We start from the raw sequence: 14862 nt of genomic DNA on the forward strand, positions 1-14862 counted from the left end.
GATACGATCTAGACACTCGCATCCTCGCAGGTCAGCGGCACCTTTCTGCTGTCAGGGCGTCAGCCCGACCAATTCCGCTGAATAACCGGGGCTAACTAAGCGGCTGACGGCCGACGGGAGCGGGCCCGCCGCCCTCCGGGGAATGACGATCTGCCGGCACAGCGCGCACGCCTCGCTGGAACAGCCGGGATCGGCCGCGCTCCGCCAAGTCACCAAGCCGGTGCAGGAACGACGTAGGCAGGAAGACCGCGTCCGTCGATATCATCGCCAGCGAGAAGAACGGCAGCCCCAGCACCACCGCGATCACGGCGTGTTCGGTCATCATCGCCACCAGCAGGACGTTCTTCACCCGCCGGTTGAACAGTGTGAAAGGGAAGGCGACTTGCACGATGACCGTCCCGTAGGTGACGAGCATCACCAGCGTGCCGCTGGAGGACAACTGGTCGGCAAACGCCGGCCAGGGGGAGAAGTACTGCAGGTGCAGCGGATAGTAGACGGCCGTGCCGTCCTCCCAGCGCAAGCCTTGTATCTTGTACCAACCAGCGGTGGTGTAAATGATGCAGGCTTGAGCCATGATCACGAACAGGGCGCCGTTGTGCACGATGTCGGCCACGACGTCGAGCAGGCCCCGCGGCTCCACCGACCGGGCAAGCCGCCCGACCACCCAGTACAGCGCCTGGGCCAGCCACACCACCCACAGCAGCGTGGGCACCAGCCACTCGCCCTGCATCCGGCCCGCCGCCGTCACCGCGATCAGGGACAGCCCGAGCACGCTCCACAGCACGGGACCGGCCCGGTCGGGCACCCTCTCCCCTCGCGCGCGGGCCGCCCGGACCCGCCGGGCCCGCCTCGCATCCAGTGACCACACCCGGCCACAGCGGGTGAAGACCAGGTACAGCGCCATCAGGTGCAGGACGTTGTCGCCGCCGTCCCCCATGAAGACACTGTGGTTCTGCAGCGAGAGCACGCCGACCATGAAGATCACGGACATCGTGCGGGTGCGCCAGCCCAGCATCAGCAGCAGGCTCGACAGCAGGGCCAGCGCGTAGACGATCTCGAACCAGAACTGGCCCCTGAACCACAGCAGGGCCGTGAAGGCACCGTTTTCCGAGGTCAGCTGCTGGGCGAGGTCCCAGCTCCAGGGGCCGTCGGGGCCGTACAGCTCCTGGCGGTGAGGAAGCTCGCGCAGCAGGAACAGCAGCCAGGTTGCGGAGACGCCGATGCGTATGACGGCCGTCTGCCAGGGGCCGAGAGCCGCTTCTGTGACCCGGCGGATCCCCTGGGAGACCGAGAGGGCGAACCGGTTCACCGCACATCCCCCTCGACCTCGGCGGCCGGGACTGCCCACCAGGGCAGCAGCCGGTACGACGGCGCGTACGACACCTTCTCCGTGCTCCACCTGGGCGGCGGCACACTCTCAGAGCGCACCCGGATCTGGACACGTGCCAGCACACCGCCCGGGCCAGCCGCGTGATCCCGGTTAAGACGCATGACGACGATGTGCCGCAGGTATTGCTCCGCCAGCGCGCCGCGCAGGTCCATCGGACGGTTGTCCTTGTCGTGGGAGTCGGCGTAGAAGTCGAAGGCGCGGCGCAGTTCGTTCTGCTGCGTGTGGCTGGGCAGCAGGTTGCCGTCAATGGCCCTGCCGTCCTGCGCGGACAGGTCGTACCAGCCCGTGGTGCGGGTGCCGCCTTCCGCCGTGCTGGCCTCGGCGCGCACCTGCACCGCGATGTTCTGCTCCAGCGGGTTCGGCGCGAACAGCTTCCAGTTCTGCTCGAACTCCGGATAGATCCAGTCGTCGATAGCCTTGCCGTGCTGCTTCGTCACCGTGTTCGACGGCGCGACGTGCAGGAACACCATGCCCAGGTGCACACATGCGACCACCGCGACGACCGCGAGCGCCAGTGCCGCGCCCACCTGGTAGCGCGGGAACAGCCCCGAACCGGTTCGAGCCTTGGGAGGGAAGTCATGGCTGGCTGAAGGTTCGGCGTCAACCGGCCCCAACGGTCCCTGAGAGGAGTTCAACTCTTTTTCGTAGTCGTACGCGTCCATTCCGCCCCGTTTCACGAACCTGTCTGCAGACCGCCGCGCGGGCAGGGCGAGCCACAGTCTCGCCCTGCCGCTTCGGCCATGCGTGCCTGCGGAAATGCGCAAGCTGACAAAGGCTTCGAGGGACTAACCGCCCGAACTGGCACCACCCGAAGCCGGACCACCACTAGCCGGACCACCACTAGCCGGACCACCGCTAGCCGGACCACCCGAAGCCGGACCACCACTAGCCGGACCACCGCTAGCCGGACCACCCGAAGCCGGACCACCCGAAGCCGGACCACCGCTAGCCGGACCACCACTAGCCGGACCACCGCTAGCCGGACCACCCGAAGCCGGACCACCACTAGCCGGACCACCACTAGCCGGACCACCGCTAGCCGGACCACCCGAAGCCGGACCACCCGAAGCCGGACCACCGCTAGCCGGACCACCCGAAGCCGGACCACCCGAAGCCGTCCCACCGCTAGCCGGACCACCCGAAGCCGTCCCACCGCTAGCCGGACCACCCGAAGTCGTCCCACCAGGAGTCGTTGGTGATGGCGCTTGGACAATTACAGGTACGACAATTACACGGCCCCCACTGTCGTACTGACGCTTGTACCAAATCTTGTAGCACCACGTCCCGCCATGACGCTTCTGGTAGCACTTAAAGGCCCCTGGCGTGGCCGGGGCTGCTTCCGTCTTCTGTGTTGGAGCACTTGCTTCGATCGGTGACGTACCCCACAAACCAACCACTAGGCAGGAGGAGGTCGCTGCCACGACACCGATGCTTCGCATGAGGTTGTTCCTCATACCATCGACCCCAAAAATTGAGGACCGAACTGAGCTGGCTCATCAGCACATTGGGGACATCGCCACCCAATGTCTGGAGCAACTCAATCCTCAGCTCTCCTAGGTTTGTGATCAAGAGGCAGAACAACCCCATACTGTGGGCAGAATTACCCAGGTACGAGGGCTTGCCCGCGACACTCTGTTCTAGCGCGAGGCGGATAAGGTCAGCCCGGCGACGGTAACCGGTCTTGCTGCGCAGTCGATCGAGGTGTGAGTGAACGGTGTGCTCGCTGATGGTGAGCTTGTTGGCGATCTCACGGTCTGTGGCGCCACTTGCAACGAGTTCCAATATCTCCCTTTCTCGGCGCGTGATATGAACCGAGTGAGCGTCTCGACACGGAGTGTTGAGACTCGTGCAAAAATAGGTACGCCCGGAAGCGATCACGCGTATCGCTGCCAGTAGTTGAGCCTCTCCCGTCTCCCTGCCGAGATAACCCCGGGCACCCGCCTCGATACACAACAACAGGTCGGCCTGCGACTCAGAGGTCGACATCACGATGACGGCATGCCCTCGCTCATGCAATCGACTGATCAGATGAGCCATGTCCTTCATGTTTACCTGAAGGTTGACAAGGGCAATGTCTGCGGCGCCCACCGCATAGTCCTGGTCACCCAGGCTGCAGACTGAGGCACTCTGCAGGTCTGCGGCAGCGCCAATCACTTGCTCAAGGCCTCGCTGCAAGATTGGACAGTCGGAGATAACTGCTACATGTGTCATATCTGGACTCATCGAGGCCCCCAAGTGGACAGAGACGCCGGCCACACCGCAGGCGTCGGACCGTACAGACAGGCGACCCAACAGGGCCACCCTTCAAGAATCACTGTTCACTCGACGATTGGCACGCTGACGGACCCCCTGAAGCGAAGCACCGTGATTAAGCAGTCAATAGTTGACAGAGGAACGGCTACCGGATAGCAGCGAAATGTGTTGAAGGGTGTGAACAGCGCAAGAATGGGTTCCTGCGCAATACCATGATCCGGAATGCATTACCTGGTCCAGGCTGGCGGAGCGGGACCCAACTGAGACCCGCCCCTTGCCCTCCGCGCTGAGCACTACTCACGTTATGACTGGCTGTCAATGGTCATTGATTTCGACTCAACCAGCCCTGCAGCTGCGGTACAAGTCATCTCATCATCCCCATCCCATAGCCTTCTCGATCTTCGTGTTGTTCAGTTCCTCGTGGCCGTCAATGCAACCCTCGTACCGGCGATGGATGACCTCCGGCGAGTTGCCCGCACGGCGGGCGACCTCGGCAACGGGGACGCCCGCGTTCAGCCAGTTCGTGATGCAGGTGTGACGCAGGTCGTAGGGCCGATGAGCGAGCGGCGAATCCACCTTGTCCGGCGGAAGAGCGATGGGACGAGCCTCCTGCCACACCCGCCAGTAGCTCGAAGTTCCGAGCACCTCGCCGCGCTCGTTGTGGAATACCCGGCCGTCCTCAGCCGTCCCGAACTCCCCTATGTGCTCGCGCAGCATCGCGACCAACAGTGGTGGGATGGGTACCGGGCGGTCGGCCTTGACCTCGCGGGACTTGAGTCCGCGTTTGTCGTGCCGCTTGCCGGAGTCCGTCCACTTCTTGCCAGAGACCGGACGGGTCTCCTTGAGGGTTAGCGTGCCCCAGCCCTTCTCGGGCAGGTAGCAGTCCCTTTCCCTGAGGCCAACCGCTTCGGCCGGCCGCATCGCCGCATAGAGCTGACAGGCGAAGAAGGCGACCAGCCGACGCCCTCGGTTGCGGTGCACCGACCCGACGTACGAGACCGCCGTGAGGAGTTGGGCTCCCTGCACCGCGTTCACCAGAACCCGGGGGTCTACGACGTCACGGGTGGAACCCGCCCGCTTCACTCCCGCGAGCGGGTTCGTGTCCAGGTACCCGCACTCGATCGCGTACTCCATGGCCGTGTTGAAGCCGCGACGGCGACGTTTGTAGGTCTCCCCCGCCGCCGGGGTGTCGTCCAGCTTGAACGAGAGCCGGTACTGGACGTCCCGGACCACCTTGGGGTCGGTAAGGGCTGACAGGGACAGTGAGCGGTGCTGAAGCCACGTACAGGCAGCCGCGAGATCTTCGGGAGGGTCTTCGTCCTGATGCGCCGGTACGACAGCCCACCGCATCGCCAAGCGGACCTCTTCGAGTGACGGCGCCTTCTTCCCCTCGTCCATCATCGCGAGCGCGACCGTAGCGAGGCTGTCCGCCACCCCTTCTCGGGTCTTGGCCGCAGACGTGCGCCAACGGCTGGCCATGTACTCCCGGCTGAAGTCCCACCAAGACGGGTCGGGCTTGGCGTTCTCCCGTGCGGCAGCCGCCCTGAGTTCAGACTCCGGCAACCCCGACTCGACGTCGAACGCCTCGCCCTTGACCATCGCCTTCCACAGGTCGGAACGGCGACTCTCGGCGAGGGTGACCGTGGCAAAACTGGCGGTTTTGACCTTGCCCGCTACGAGCCAACGAAGCTGATACGGGGCTCTCTTGCTCCGAACTTGGTTGATCTTCCATACCCGCACATCCGTGGACAGGGTCGGTTCCTCGGCCGCGGGAGGGCGCCCGCTCTCGCGGGCGCCCTTCGAGGTGTTGCGGTAGGTCACGCGGCTTCCTCCAGCGCCTCAATCCAGCGCTCCAGTTCCGACCGCCGGATGCGCACCGAGCCGTTGGGGAGCTTGATGGCCTTCGGTCCCTTCCTGAGCTGTCGCCAGCGGTAGAAGGTCGCTCGCGGTACGCCGATTTCTGCGATGACCTGGTCGATGCTGAGCATCTCGTCTCGGGCCACGGTCACTTCCTTCCACGCTGGTCAGCCGTGAGGGAGCCGGACAGGCCGGACAGCTCCTGTTGAAGCTGTCCGGGTCGTTCGTGCTGGTCAGGTGGGGTAACCGGACAGTCGGACAGCTGGGACACCTCCGAGGTGCCCTGCGTCCGGGTCTCGGTGTCCGGGTAGTACCGGCCGCTGGGGTCCTTGCTGAGCTGTCCGGCGTCGGCCATGCGGTTGCAGGTCCTACGGATCGTGTCGATGTCGACGTGGGGCAGGTCTGCGGCCATGTCCTTGGGTTTGGCGCCGGGGTGGGTGCGGACGTACCGGAGGATCGTGGCGCGGGTGTCGCTGACGGTGTGGTCGGAGACGGGGCCGTCCAACAGGTGCCAGGCGCCGGAGGCGGGTTGGAAGCTGAGGGCGTACTCGGCTTCGTCCACGTCGCGGCCGGTGACGTGCAGGATGCCGTCCGCCTGCCCTCGGGCCCGTTTCAGTACGAGCGTGGCGTCAGCGGCTCCGGCGATGCCGTTGGTTCCGGAGACCTCGGTCAGGAAGTCTTCGGAGCCTGCCTTGCGGACGTGGTGTACGAGGACGACGGCCACGCCGTAGTGGTCGGCGAGCCGCTTGGCGTAGCCGACGGCGACATAGTCCGCGTCGTACGCCGACACCCCGGCCGGCGCCTGTCCGCGCATCTTGGCGAACACGTCGATGACGACCATGCGCGCGTCGGGGTTGCGCTCCAGCCACTGGGCGATGGCCTCGGTCCCGCCCTGGGGGAAGGGCGGGCATTCGGTGACCAGGGTCAGACCGGCGGGCGCGGGCTGGCCCCCGAGCAGCTTGCCCATGCGGGTCTGGAGACGGCGCGGGGTGTCTTCCAGGGCGAGGTAGAGCACCGGGCCGCCCTGGACGGGTACGGAGTCGAACGCCTTGCCGCCGGCCGCGACCGACAGCCCCAGCCCGAGGGAGAGCCAGGACTTGCCGACCTTGGGCGGTCCGGCCAGCACGCTGACGCCCTCGGCGAGGATGCCGGGCACGGCCCATTTCGGCTCCGGAAAGTGCGCGGCCATGAGCTGATCGGCCGTCCATGCGGTCCGTGGCCGCTCCCGCTTCGGCGGCGCCGTGGGGGGCGTCTCGGGGTCGCTTGGCACGGAGTACAGGTGCAGGGGCGGGATGGGGTTGGCACTCATGCGGCGACCGTCCGGGGGCGGTTGGCTCCGGCACGCAGGCCGGAGGCGATGGTGCGCCGTGCCTCGCGTTCGCCCTGGCCGACTTGGAGTGCGGCTGTGAGGAGCCAGCCGGTGACGTCGGCTTCGCTCAACTCGCCTCCGGCAACGAGCTGTCCGAGAGCGACCGCAGCGATGTAGAGGCTGTTGTTGTGCTCGTGCGGGCCGGAGCCGGTGACCCGCTGCACCTCCCCGTTGATCGCGGAGCGGAGGAAGGCGGTGCGCCGTCCGTGGCCCGTGAGGGCGACCGCGACGGGCGTCTGTGGGGGCAGCGGGGCCGGGCGCAGGAGTTCGGCGAGCCAGCCCGGCAGGGGCGCCACGGGGCCGTGATGGGTGACCTCGTACGGGTGTCCGCCGAAGGTGCTGCCCGCGCCAACCACGAGTCCGCCCCACGCGCGGGTGTCGACCTTCCAGCCCAGCCCGCGAGCGCTGTCCCCAGCGGTGTTGCGCAGGGGCTCACCCTCGGGCGCGAGGAAGTACAGGTGGGTGCCACCGCTCCACGTACGCACCGTGTAGGTGTCGGCAGGGAAGGGCTGGCCGTGGCGCTCGCAGAGCACAGCGAGCACGTCAGCTCCGTCGGTGACACCGTGCTCGGCCCAAGCGGCCGGCGGGGTGTCGCCGCGGTGCTTGGGCTTGTCCAGGTCGATGACGACCAGGCCCGAAGGGCCCGTGGCGATACCGACATTGAAGGCGGCGACGGACCACGCACGGGTGATGCGGTCCGGGTCGGTGGTGGCGCGGGTCTCCCAGTCGGAGACAGCAGGGCGCTTGTCACCGGAGATGAGAGGGAAGACGCGCCAGCCACGCGCCGCTGCGTCAAGCGCGGCCGTGAGCTGGGCAGAGCCGTCCAGGTGCGGCATGCTGGGGGTTCTCCTGTTCTGTCTGCGGATGGGCAGGGAGAACCGCGGCGGCGGGCGACCTTGCTGGGGAGTCCCGCCGCCGCGGCGTTGCTACCGGTTCTTGGCCCAAGCGGCGTACTGCTGCCGGACGTAGTGGCGCGGGTCGCAGATCACGACGGTGTCGTCCAGCTCCATCAGCCGCTGCGCAGCCCGGGTCGCGAGGTCGGCCGCGTCGCTGGTGACGCTTTCGCCCTCGTCGCTCAGCGCGATCCGGTCCAACAGCCCGGCCTTGCGGAGCCAGAACTCCCGGTTCAGCCCGTCGTAGAACGGCCTGTCGGCCGCCGTCCGGGCCGTCCAACCGATCTCGCTCACGATGCTCGGAGCGAGCGCGTACGCCTCTTCCGGAGCGGGCCAGTGGGTGGCGGTGGACGAAGACTCGGGGACGGGCCGGTGGTCGGCCGTGATGTACAGGCGGGCGCGCTCGCCGTCGCGTGTGGGGTACTGGCGTGCCGAGCCGGTGTCGAACGCGGCAGCCAGAGCGCGGCTGACGCGCTCGATGTCGGCGGGGTCGCCGATGACTCGGATCTCGAACATGGTTTCCTCCCTCAGCCGTGGAAGTGGCTGCGCTTGATGACGGCCTTGCGGATGTGGACCGTGCTGCCGTTGCGACCGCCGCTGATGGTGCGGGCGGGGGTGCGCCAGGCGAGGACGGCGAGGGCGACCCACAGCAGGGCGCCGGAGCCGAGTCCGGCGGCGGCGTTGATGACCTCGCCGATGCCGTAGCCGACCCCGGCTGCAAGGGCACCGCCCCCGAGACCGGCTCCGAGGAAGCGCTGTGCGATGGGGTCCAGCAGGGGCAGCGGGGTCAGGTCGCGCGGCTCCGGCATGGACATGGGGGGCGGAGCAAGGTGCTTGGGCATGGGGACCATGCGGCCGTAGGCGTCGGGCACCCAGACCACCGGGCCACGTTCGGCGGCCAGTTCGACGGCCGCCACGTCGGGCGCGTACAGGCTGAGCCCGGCCGGGTCGTAGGCGCGGGCGGTCGGGATGTCCGGCCGGAGGGCGGGAACGTGCCGGTTCATGGCGGGTTCTCCTGTCAGTTTCAGTTGCCGAGTTGGGCGATGGCGTCGGCGGACGCCTGCACGAGGTTGTGGATGGGCTCGTAGGCGCCGGTCCCGGCAGTGAAGAACCCGAACAGGAACAGGACGATGGCGGCGCCGCCTCCGGCGGACCGGGTCCGGACAGCGAGGGCGGAGGCGGCGCCGAACAGCAGCACGGCGGAGATGTTCAGGATCATCGGGGGCCTTCCGGCGGGAGGGTGTGGGTCAGTCGGTGGTGCCGGCGCGGTAGATGCGGGCCCAGCGGTTGTAAAGCCAGCGGCCGGAGCGGATGCGCTTGCCAGTCGCCTGGCAGCGGCGGCAGTCCTTGCCGCGCTTGAGCCGTCCCTTGCGGTCGTTCTTCAGCTCGTGGCCCATGCCACGGCACTTGCGGCAGTCGCCGAACGGCGAGGCAACACACAGCCCGCCGTAACCGAACGTGACGGCTATCAGGCAGGCGATAGCAAGGAGGATGGGGGTCATCAGGGGCCCTCCAGGGCGGTTTCCGGGGTTTCCGCAGGTGGGGTGCTATTCGCTAGATCACTGGTGGGAGCGGATATGGGGTGCTAGCGGGGGTGCTACCGGTAGCAGGTGTGGGTGCTACCGGTAGCACCGTGCCGGGCCTATGCGGCGCCCGGCTTTTCGTTACGCTCCGCAATCGCCTTCAGGACGTCGGCGCGGACGATGCCGCGCCGGGTGGTGCGGGTGCCGTCGTCCGTCGTGCCGGCCACGTCGCGGGTCTTGATGCCGTGCGGCTTCAGTGCGGAGGTGACGTTCTCGCCCTTCCAGCCGCCGTAGACGTCGGGGCGGAGTTCGGCAAGGCGGGCGGCGATCCGCTCGTTCCACACCCGCTCTTCCTTCTCCGGCACCACGGCCGCGACGTCCGCGAGCAGGTCGTAGGACGGGCCGGTGACGGCCTCGGGGGCTTCCCCGAGGGCGTAGCCGGACAGGAGTCCGGCCTTTCCCCGGACGGTGCGGGCGCGGGCGGCGACGCGCTCGGCAAGGGGCGCGTCCAGGAACGCGCTGGAGACGATCCGGGCGTCGGATCCCTCACCGACGAAGTAGTGCAGGCCCTTGTCACCCCACGCGAACATCGTGGCGCGCACGCCGCGTTTGTAGGAGGACGTGCCCAGCACCATGTCGTTCTCGGTCTGGCCCATCACCTTCAGGCAGAAACGCGTGCTGGCGTTCGCGCTGATGCCGGTGGGCAGGGACTTGGCGTCAGGCCGCTGGGTGGCCAGCAGGAGCACGATCCCGGTGGCGGGACCGCGCTTGACCAGGTCGGTCGCAATCTCCTCGAACTCCTTGCCGTGCTCCGCGTGCTCGAACAGCACCTGGCACTCGTCCACCCCGATCACGATCGGGTGCAGACCGAGCGAGCGCTTGTCGGCAAGAGTGCTGGTCACCTTGGACTCGGGGCAGATGTCCCGGGGCAGCGAGCGGATCACCTTGGTACGGCGGCGCAGTTCCTCGCGCAGGGCGCGGAAGTCGGCCAGCGCGTACTGGATCGTCTCGTCTTCCTCTCCGACGCCGTGCCGGTGGGAGACGGCCTCGCCGACCGGATCGAGGTCGCCGGTGCCCTTCATGTCGTAGGTGTGCAGCTCCGCACGCGGGTCGAGAGCGGCGATGAGCAGCAGCAGCCGCAGGAGGAACGTCTTGCCCATGCGGGGGATCGCGCCGATCACCCCGGCGATGAACATCAGGGTGACCGCGACCCAGCGTCCGCGCTGGTCAATGCCGTACGGGATGGCCTTGAACAGGTCGACCGTGCCGGACTTCAGCAGCGGCCATGCGGGCTTGGGGGCGGCCTTGAGGGTCTGGTCGCCGACCCACAACACGAGGTGACCGGGGTGTTCCTCCGACTCCGCCTCCGGCCACACGCACCCCAGCGGCCGGCGCAGGCCGGACGCGAGACGTTCCCGCTTCTCGATCACGTCGGCAACGGTCACACCGAACGGGAGGTTGCCCTCCGCGCGCCAGCCGGGACCGTCGCGGGTGATCGGGGCAGTGAACTCGAACCCGTCCCGCCCCTTGGCCTGCGCCTGATTGATCGCGGGCACGCCGATCGCTCCGAGCGCCCGCAACACGATGTCCGACGTGAGCTTGGATGCCTTCGGGACTTCCACAGCCCTGTGGATAACCGGAGCGTCGGCCTTACGCCCGGCGAACCCGAGCGCCATCACGACCGCGCCGACCGACACGGCTTGCAGCCAGTCGGGAGCGAGGACGTACAAGGCGAGCGCGAGGGCCAGCCCGACGAACATGCCCAGCACGGCCACCAGGGTCCGCAACCGCACGCGGCCGTCACGCTGCCGCGACAGCTTCAGGTACTCGGCCGCGTCCTCACGCCGGACGGCGGCGAGTCGGACCGGTTCACCCTCGCGGTCGGCGACCCACCGCATCGTGCCGCCCACGAACCGGGCCAGCCCGGCCGGGGCCTGCATCGTCAGACGCGCGGCGTACACCGGGGAGCGCAGGGCGTGGTATCCGGCCGCGTGGGTGTAGTGCCGGGTCACCCAAGCCGCGGCGGTCTTGAGTTCGGCCGTCGACCGCAGCCAGACAGGGACCACGTCCCGCCGCTTGGCGGCAGCGAGCCGACCGAGGTAGCCCGGCCCGGCCGCCTTCACGGTCGGAGAGTCGACCATCACGCGCGCAGTCGGGTCGGCCGACTCCATCCCCAACTCCCCCGGAGCCGAGTCGGGCGACCGGTCGGCGTCGGGTCGGGCGGTCGGGTCGGCCGACTCGGAGCGGGCCGACCGCGCCTTGTCGAGGTCGACCACCTCACCCCCGGAGTCGGCAGCCATCTCGGCTTCCAGCCGGTTGAAGAGTTCATTGTCGTCGTCGGGGTGCTTCACTGAGGGTTCCTTCTCTCTGGGAGGGATGCGGGGCCCGGCCGCTGCTTTGGTCGGTTGAGACCGGGCCCCGTGGCTGGTCAGGCGGCGCGCTCTTCCTCGGGGTAGGCACAGAGGAGGCACATGCCGAGCGAGGTCGGGAGGCAGTAGCTGTAGGTGATCCGGCACTGCGGGCAAGTGCGGCGGGCAAGCATCGCCAGGGCGAGCGCACCCCACTTGCGGGCCGTCATCGGCCGGACCGGCTTGGCCCGGTCGACGCGATAGAGGTAGGCGACCTGGACACCGGACTTGCGGCCGCGGTGGCGGCGCATTACCTGTGCGGCGACCGGCTGTCCGCCCGGCCGCAGCCCGGTCGCCCTGAGTTGGCGGCGGGTGGCGTAGCCGTCCGGGGCGAATCGCCACGGGTACGTGGGAACCCCGAACCGGGCGCCTGACGGGTCGAAGCACTTGCCGTAGGCGGACATCAGGCGGCCACCCCCACGACCGGCGCATCGGTCCGGGCCCCGGCACGGCCAGCGCGCCGCCCGGTGACCGTGCCGAACAGTCGCCCCAGCCCCGCCCTGCGGCTTCCGGCGCGGGCCTGCTTGGCCGCGTACATCGCCTCATCCGCCCTCCGCAGCAGAGCGGACAGGTCGTCGCCTGGGAAGTCCGCGGCACGCACCCAGCCGAGCGAGACCGTGGTGTGTACGGCCGAGTCCTGGCCGTCGACCGGGCGGGCGAGCACGCCGTGCAGCACGGCGAGCACGTCCGCGGCGGTGCCGTGGTCGTCGATCAGGACGGCGGCGAACTCATCGCCCCCGAGCCGCCCGGCCACCCCGAAACGCCCGACGTGGTAGGCGAGCCGGTCCGCGGTCGCCTTCAACAGCGCGTCCCCGGCCGCATGCCCGAAGGTGTCGTTGATCTGCTTGAAGCGGTCGACGTCGGCCAGCACCACGACCGCCCGGGGGTCCCGCAGCAGAGCCGTGGCGCGACGGGTGAACGCCTCGCGCGTCCGCAGCCCAGTCAGCGGGTCACGGCGGGCGACGCTCAGGCGACGCCGTAGCCACAGCGTGTGCGCCGTCCAGCCGGAGGCGACCGGCGCCGCCGCGGCCAGCATGGTCAACACGGTGTTCATGCCGCCGCCCCCTCGGTCCCCTCGTCGCCGTCGACGGAGTGCAGGCGGCGCCCCTCGGCCCGCTCGCTCAGCAACAGGTCCCGCAGCACGCGGGAGTTGGCAGCCGAGCAGTGCAGCGTGGTCCGGATTGCTTCCGCGTTGATCGCGTCATCGGCCCAGTGGGCCGTGGCCTCGCGTGCCTCGGCGAGCAGTTCCGCCGGGGTCCGCGGTGCCTTGGCAGTCTTGGCCTTGCCCTTGGTGCTGGCCGGGCGCTTGCGCGGCGTCTTGGACGCCTCCGGCTTCGGCTTCTCCGTCTGCTGCGGCGGCACGGGCGGGACGTCCTCGCTCGCCGGGGCCAGCTCGCCCAGCTTCAGCAGCACGCGTTCCGGGCGCGGGGTCTTCGACCGCCACCGCCGGCCGTGCCGCTCGCGCGGCCGGGCGCGGGCCAGCTGCCGCTCACGCTCGCGCTTCAGCGCCTCGGAGTAGGAGGTGATCTCCCACAGCGTCATCCGCCGCCACAGGGCGAAGGTCGACAGCGGGGCGAGCATCCAGCGGGAGAACCGCACCTTCTCCATCCGGCGGCCGGTGGCGGCGCCGATCCGGACGGCGTAGATGTGGGCGCCGATCTCGGAGAACACCACCCACAGCAGGGGCATCGTGCCATGCGCGACCTTGGCCCACAGCGTGTGCCCGGCGGCGACGTTCAGCCCGCACGTGACCAGCGTCAGCGCCCAGGGCACGAACCGCACCCACGCCAACGCCATGTCCATCCGGATCAGCAGCAGGTTGGCCACGGTGAACACCGGAATGGCCACGTCGATGCCGACCGGCAGCATCCACGGCGCGCCGAAGCCCCAGCGGGCGGCGGCGGAGGAGACCGCGTCGAACGAGGCGATCAGCCCGAGAGCGCCGACACCGGCCGCGGCCAGCGCGCCCAGTCCGGCAAGGCCCATCTCCGACTTCGTCAGCGGCGGCACCGCCGGCCGTGCCCTCTCGGTTGCGGTCGTCATGCCGCCGCTCCCTTCCGGGAGGACCGGCGGCGCCTCGCCGGGTGCGACAGTGGGACGACGTTGAACAGCTCCGGGGCGTGCGCCTCGATCACCTCGGCGGCGATGCGGACCACGTCGTCCGGCAGGTTGCTGTACTCCGGGTCGGCGAGGATGTCGCGCGCCGCGTCCAGACGGGCCGCACGCTCCTCATCCGTCTCGCCCTCGGCCCCGAGCCACAGCTCAACCGGGGTGCCAAGGGCCAGCTCCACGAAGTCCTCAGCGGATACAGCCTGTTGATGGCCGACGTACGTGCGCATAGACGTTCTCCTGAGTCGAAGAAGCAGGGAGAACCGCGGCGACGGGCGACCTTGCTGGGGAGTCCCGCCGCCGGGCAGTGGTTGTGCAGGTCAGAGCAGCCGTGACCGCTCCCCAAGCATGCGATACATGCTTGAACATGTATTTCACAGTGGCGCGCCCGGTTACGGCTGTCAAGTCCTTCGCTGCTTTCGGGGCGCCCTGCGACGTGACATCAGGTTGCCGGTCTTGGGCGGGACGAAGTGACCACGTCCCTGGACGACTTGGGACGTCCTCGCTAGCGTTCAGTGCGTCATGTACGTCCCTAGAAGTCCCCGGGAGTTGGGATGGCGAACGAGCGCTTACGGTCGGCGATGCTGACGCAGGGCATCACGGTCGACGCCATGGCGACTCACGTCGGGGTGGATCCGAAAACCGTCGAGCGCTGGATCACTCAGGGGCGCGCGCCCTACCGGCGGCACCGCCTTGCCATCGCCGCATTCCTGCAAGAAGACGAGACGTACCTCTGGCCGAACGGTCTTCCCGACAACCAGCGACAGGACGCAGCCGATGCTGAGGTCCTGAAGGTGTACCCGCACCGCTCCTACGTTCCCCCGGAACTCTGGTTGCAGCTCTTTGGCCGGGCGGAGCGGGAGATTGGCGTACTCGTTCACGCGGGCGTGTTCCTGGCGGAGAACCCACGGTGGCCCCAGCTACTGAGACAGAAGGCGTCGTCCGGCGTGCGAGCCCGGATCCTGCTAGTGCTGTGACCGCATAGGTTCGCCGGGTTGGTGGTCGTGGCGGTTGGATGTGTGGTGACGTCCGATCCGAACCGCTGGGGGTGTGGTGGCCG

17 protein-coding genes are annotated in these 14862 nt (G+C 68.6%); 1 reads left to right on the forward strand and 16 read right to left on the reverse strand.

Annotation, left to right across the window (positions count from 1 at the left end; translation table 11 throughout):
• Positions 1-91: 91 nt before the first annotated feature.
• The 16 genes from ABZ818_RS39930 to ABZ818_RS40005 all read right to left on the reverse strand — a co-directional run bounded on the left by ABZ818_RS39930 (position 92) and on the right by ABZ818_RS40005 (position 14032).
• Complete coding sequence (locus ABZ818_RS39930; protein WP_361426416.1) at positions 92-1309, reverse strand: HTTM domain-containing protein; 1218 nt, start codon at positions 1307-1309, stop codon at positions 92-94.
• Positions 1306-2052, reverse strand: a complete 747-nt coding sequence (locus ABZ818_RS39935; protein ID WP_361426419.1) for a DUF5819 family protein — start codon at positions 2050-2052, stop codon at positions 1306-1308. Before ABZ818_RS39935 ends, ABZ818_RS39930 begins: the two co-directional genes overlap by 4 nt.
• Positions 2053-2698: 646 nt before the next feature.
• Positions 2699-3478: a response regulator transcription factor gene (locus ABZ818_RS39940; RefSeq protein ID WP_361426422.1), complete on the reverse strand. Its 780-nt coding sequence runs from the start codon at positions 3476-3478 to the stop codon at positions 2699-2701.
• A gap of 537 nt (positions 3479-4015) precedes the next feature.
• Positions 4016-5464, reverse strand: a complete 1449-nt coding sequence (locus ABZ818_RS39945) for a site-specific integrase (RefSeq protein ID WP_361426425.1) — start codon at positions 5462-5464, stop codon at positions 4016-4018.
• A complete protein-coding gene (locus ABZ818_RS39950; RefSeq protein WP_143602922.1) occupies positions 5461-5652 on the reverse strand; it encodes a helix-turn-helix domain-containing protein in 192 nt (63 codons plus the stop codon). Before ABZ818_RS39950 ends, ABZ818_RS39945 begins: the two co-directional genes overlap by 4 nt.
• Positions 5649-6809: an AAA family ATPase gene (locus ABZ818_RS39955; protein WP_361426428.1), complete on the reverse strand. Its 1161-nt coding sequence runs from the start codon at positions 6807-6809 to the stop codon at positions 5649-5651. The genes ABZ818_RS39950 and ABZ818_RS39955 overlap by 4 nt, the downstream gene beginning before the upstream one ends.
• A complete protein-coding gene (locus tag ABZ818_RS39960; protein WP_361426431.1) occupies positions 6806-7705 on the reverse strand; it encodes a bifunctional DNA primase/polymerase in 900 nt (299 codons plus the stop codon). The genes ABZ818_RS39955 and ABZ818_RS39960 overlap by 4 nt, the downstream gene beginning before the upstream one ends.
• A 90-nt stretch (positions 7706-7795) precedes the next feature.
• The gene (locus ABZ818_RS39965; RefSeq protein WP_361426434.1) at positions 7796-8278 is read right to left on the reverse strand and encodes a hypothetical protein; all 483 of its coding nucleotides are present in this window, start codon (positions 8276-8278) and stop codon (positions 7796-7798) included.
• An 11-nt stretch (positions 8279-8289) separates the two neighbouring features.
• Positions 8290-8766: a hypothetical protein gene (locus tag ABZ818_RS39970; RefSeq protein WP_361426437.1), complete on the reverse strand. Its 477-nt coding sequence runs from the start codon at positions 8764-8766 to the stop codon at positions 8290-8292.
• Positions 8767-8786: 20 nt separating this feature from the next.
• The gene (locus ABZ818_RS39975) at positions 8787-8981 is read right to left on the reverse strand and encodes a hypothetical protein (RefSeq protein WP_361426440.1); all 195 of its coding nucleotides are present in this window, start codon (positions 8979-8981) and stop codon (positions 8787-8789) included.
• A 28-nt stretch (positions 8982-9009) separates the two neighbouring features.
• Positions 9010-9264 carry a hypothetical protein gene (locus ABZ818_RS39980; protein WP_361426443.1) on the reverse strand — a complete coding sequence of 85 codons (255 nt, stop codon included), beginning with the start codon at positions 9262-9264 and terminating at the stop codon, positions 9010-9012.
• 140 nt (positions 9265-9404) lie between these two features.
• Positions 9405-11636: a cell division protein FtsK gene (locus tag ABZ818_RS39985; protein WP_361426446.1), complete on the reverse strand. Its 2232-nt coding sequence runs from the start codon at positions 11634-11636 to the stop codon at positions 9405-9407.
• A 77-nt stretch (positions 11637-11713) separates the two neighbouring features.
• On the reverse strand, positions 11714-12097 hold the full coding sequence (locus tag ABZ818_RS39990; RefSeq protein ID WP_361426449.1) for an RRQRL motif-containing zinc-binding protein: 384 nt from the start codon (positions 12095-12097) through the stop codon (positions 11714-11716).
• Positions 12097-12747, reverse strand: coding sequence for a GGDEF domain-containing protein (locus tag ABZ818_RS39995; RefSeq protein ID WP_361426452.1), 651 nt, complete (start codon positions 12745-12747; stop codon positions 12097-12099). Before ABZ818_RS39995 ends, ABZ818_RS39990 begins: the two co-directional genes overlap by 1 nt.
• On the reverse strand, positions 12744-13736 hold the full coding sequence (locus tag ABZ818_RS40000; protein WP_361426455.1) for a DUF2637 domain-containing protein: 993 nt from the start codon (positions 13734-13736) through the stop codon (positions 12744-12746). The genes ABZ818_RS39995 and ABZ818_RS40000 overlap by 4 nt, the downstream gene beginning before the upstream one ends.
• A complete protein-coding gene (locus ABZ818_RS40005) occupies positions 13733-14032 on the reverse strand; it encodes a hypothetical protein (protein WP_361426458.1) in 300 nt (99 codons plus the stop codon). Before ABZ818_RS40005 ends, ABZ818_RS40000 begins: the two co-directional genes overlap by 4 nt.
• A gap of 324 nt (positions 14033-14356) precedes the next feature.
• Between ABZ818_RS40005 and ABZ818_RS40010 the strand changes: the two genes are divergently transcribed.
• Positions 14357-14779 carry a helix-turn-helix transcriptional regulator gene (locus ABZ818_RS40010; RefSeq protein WP_361426461.1) on the forward strand — a complete coding sequence of 141 codons (423 nt, stop codon included), beginning with the start codon at positions 14357-14359 and terminating at the stop codon, positions 14777-14779.
• Positions 14780-14862 lie beyond the last annotated feature (83 nt).

This window comes from Streptomyces sp. NPDC047453, assembly GCF_040643155.1.
GTDB lineage: Bacteria > Actinomycetota > Actinomycetes > Streptomycetales > Streptomycetaceae > Streptomyces.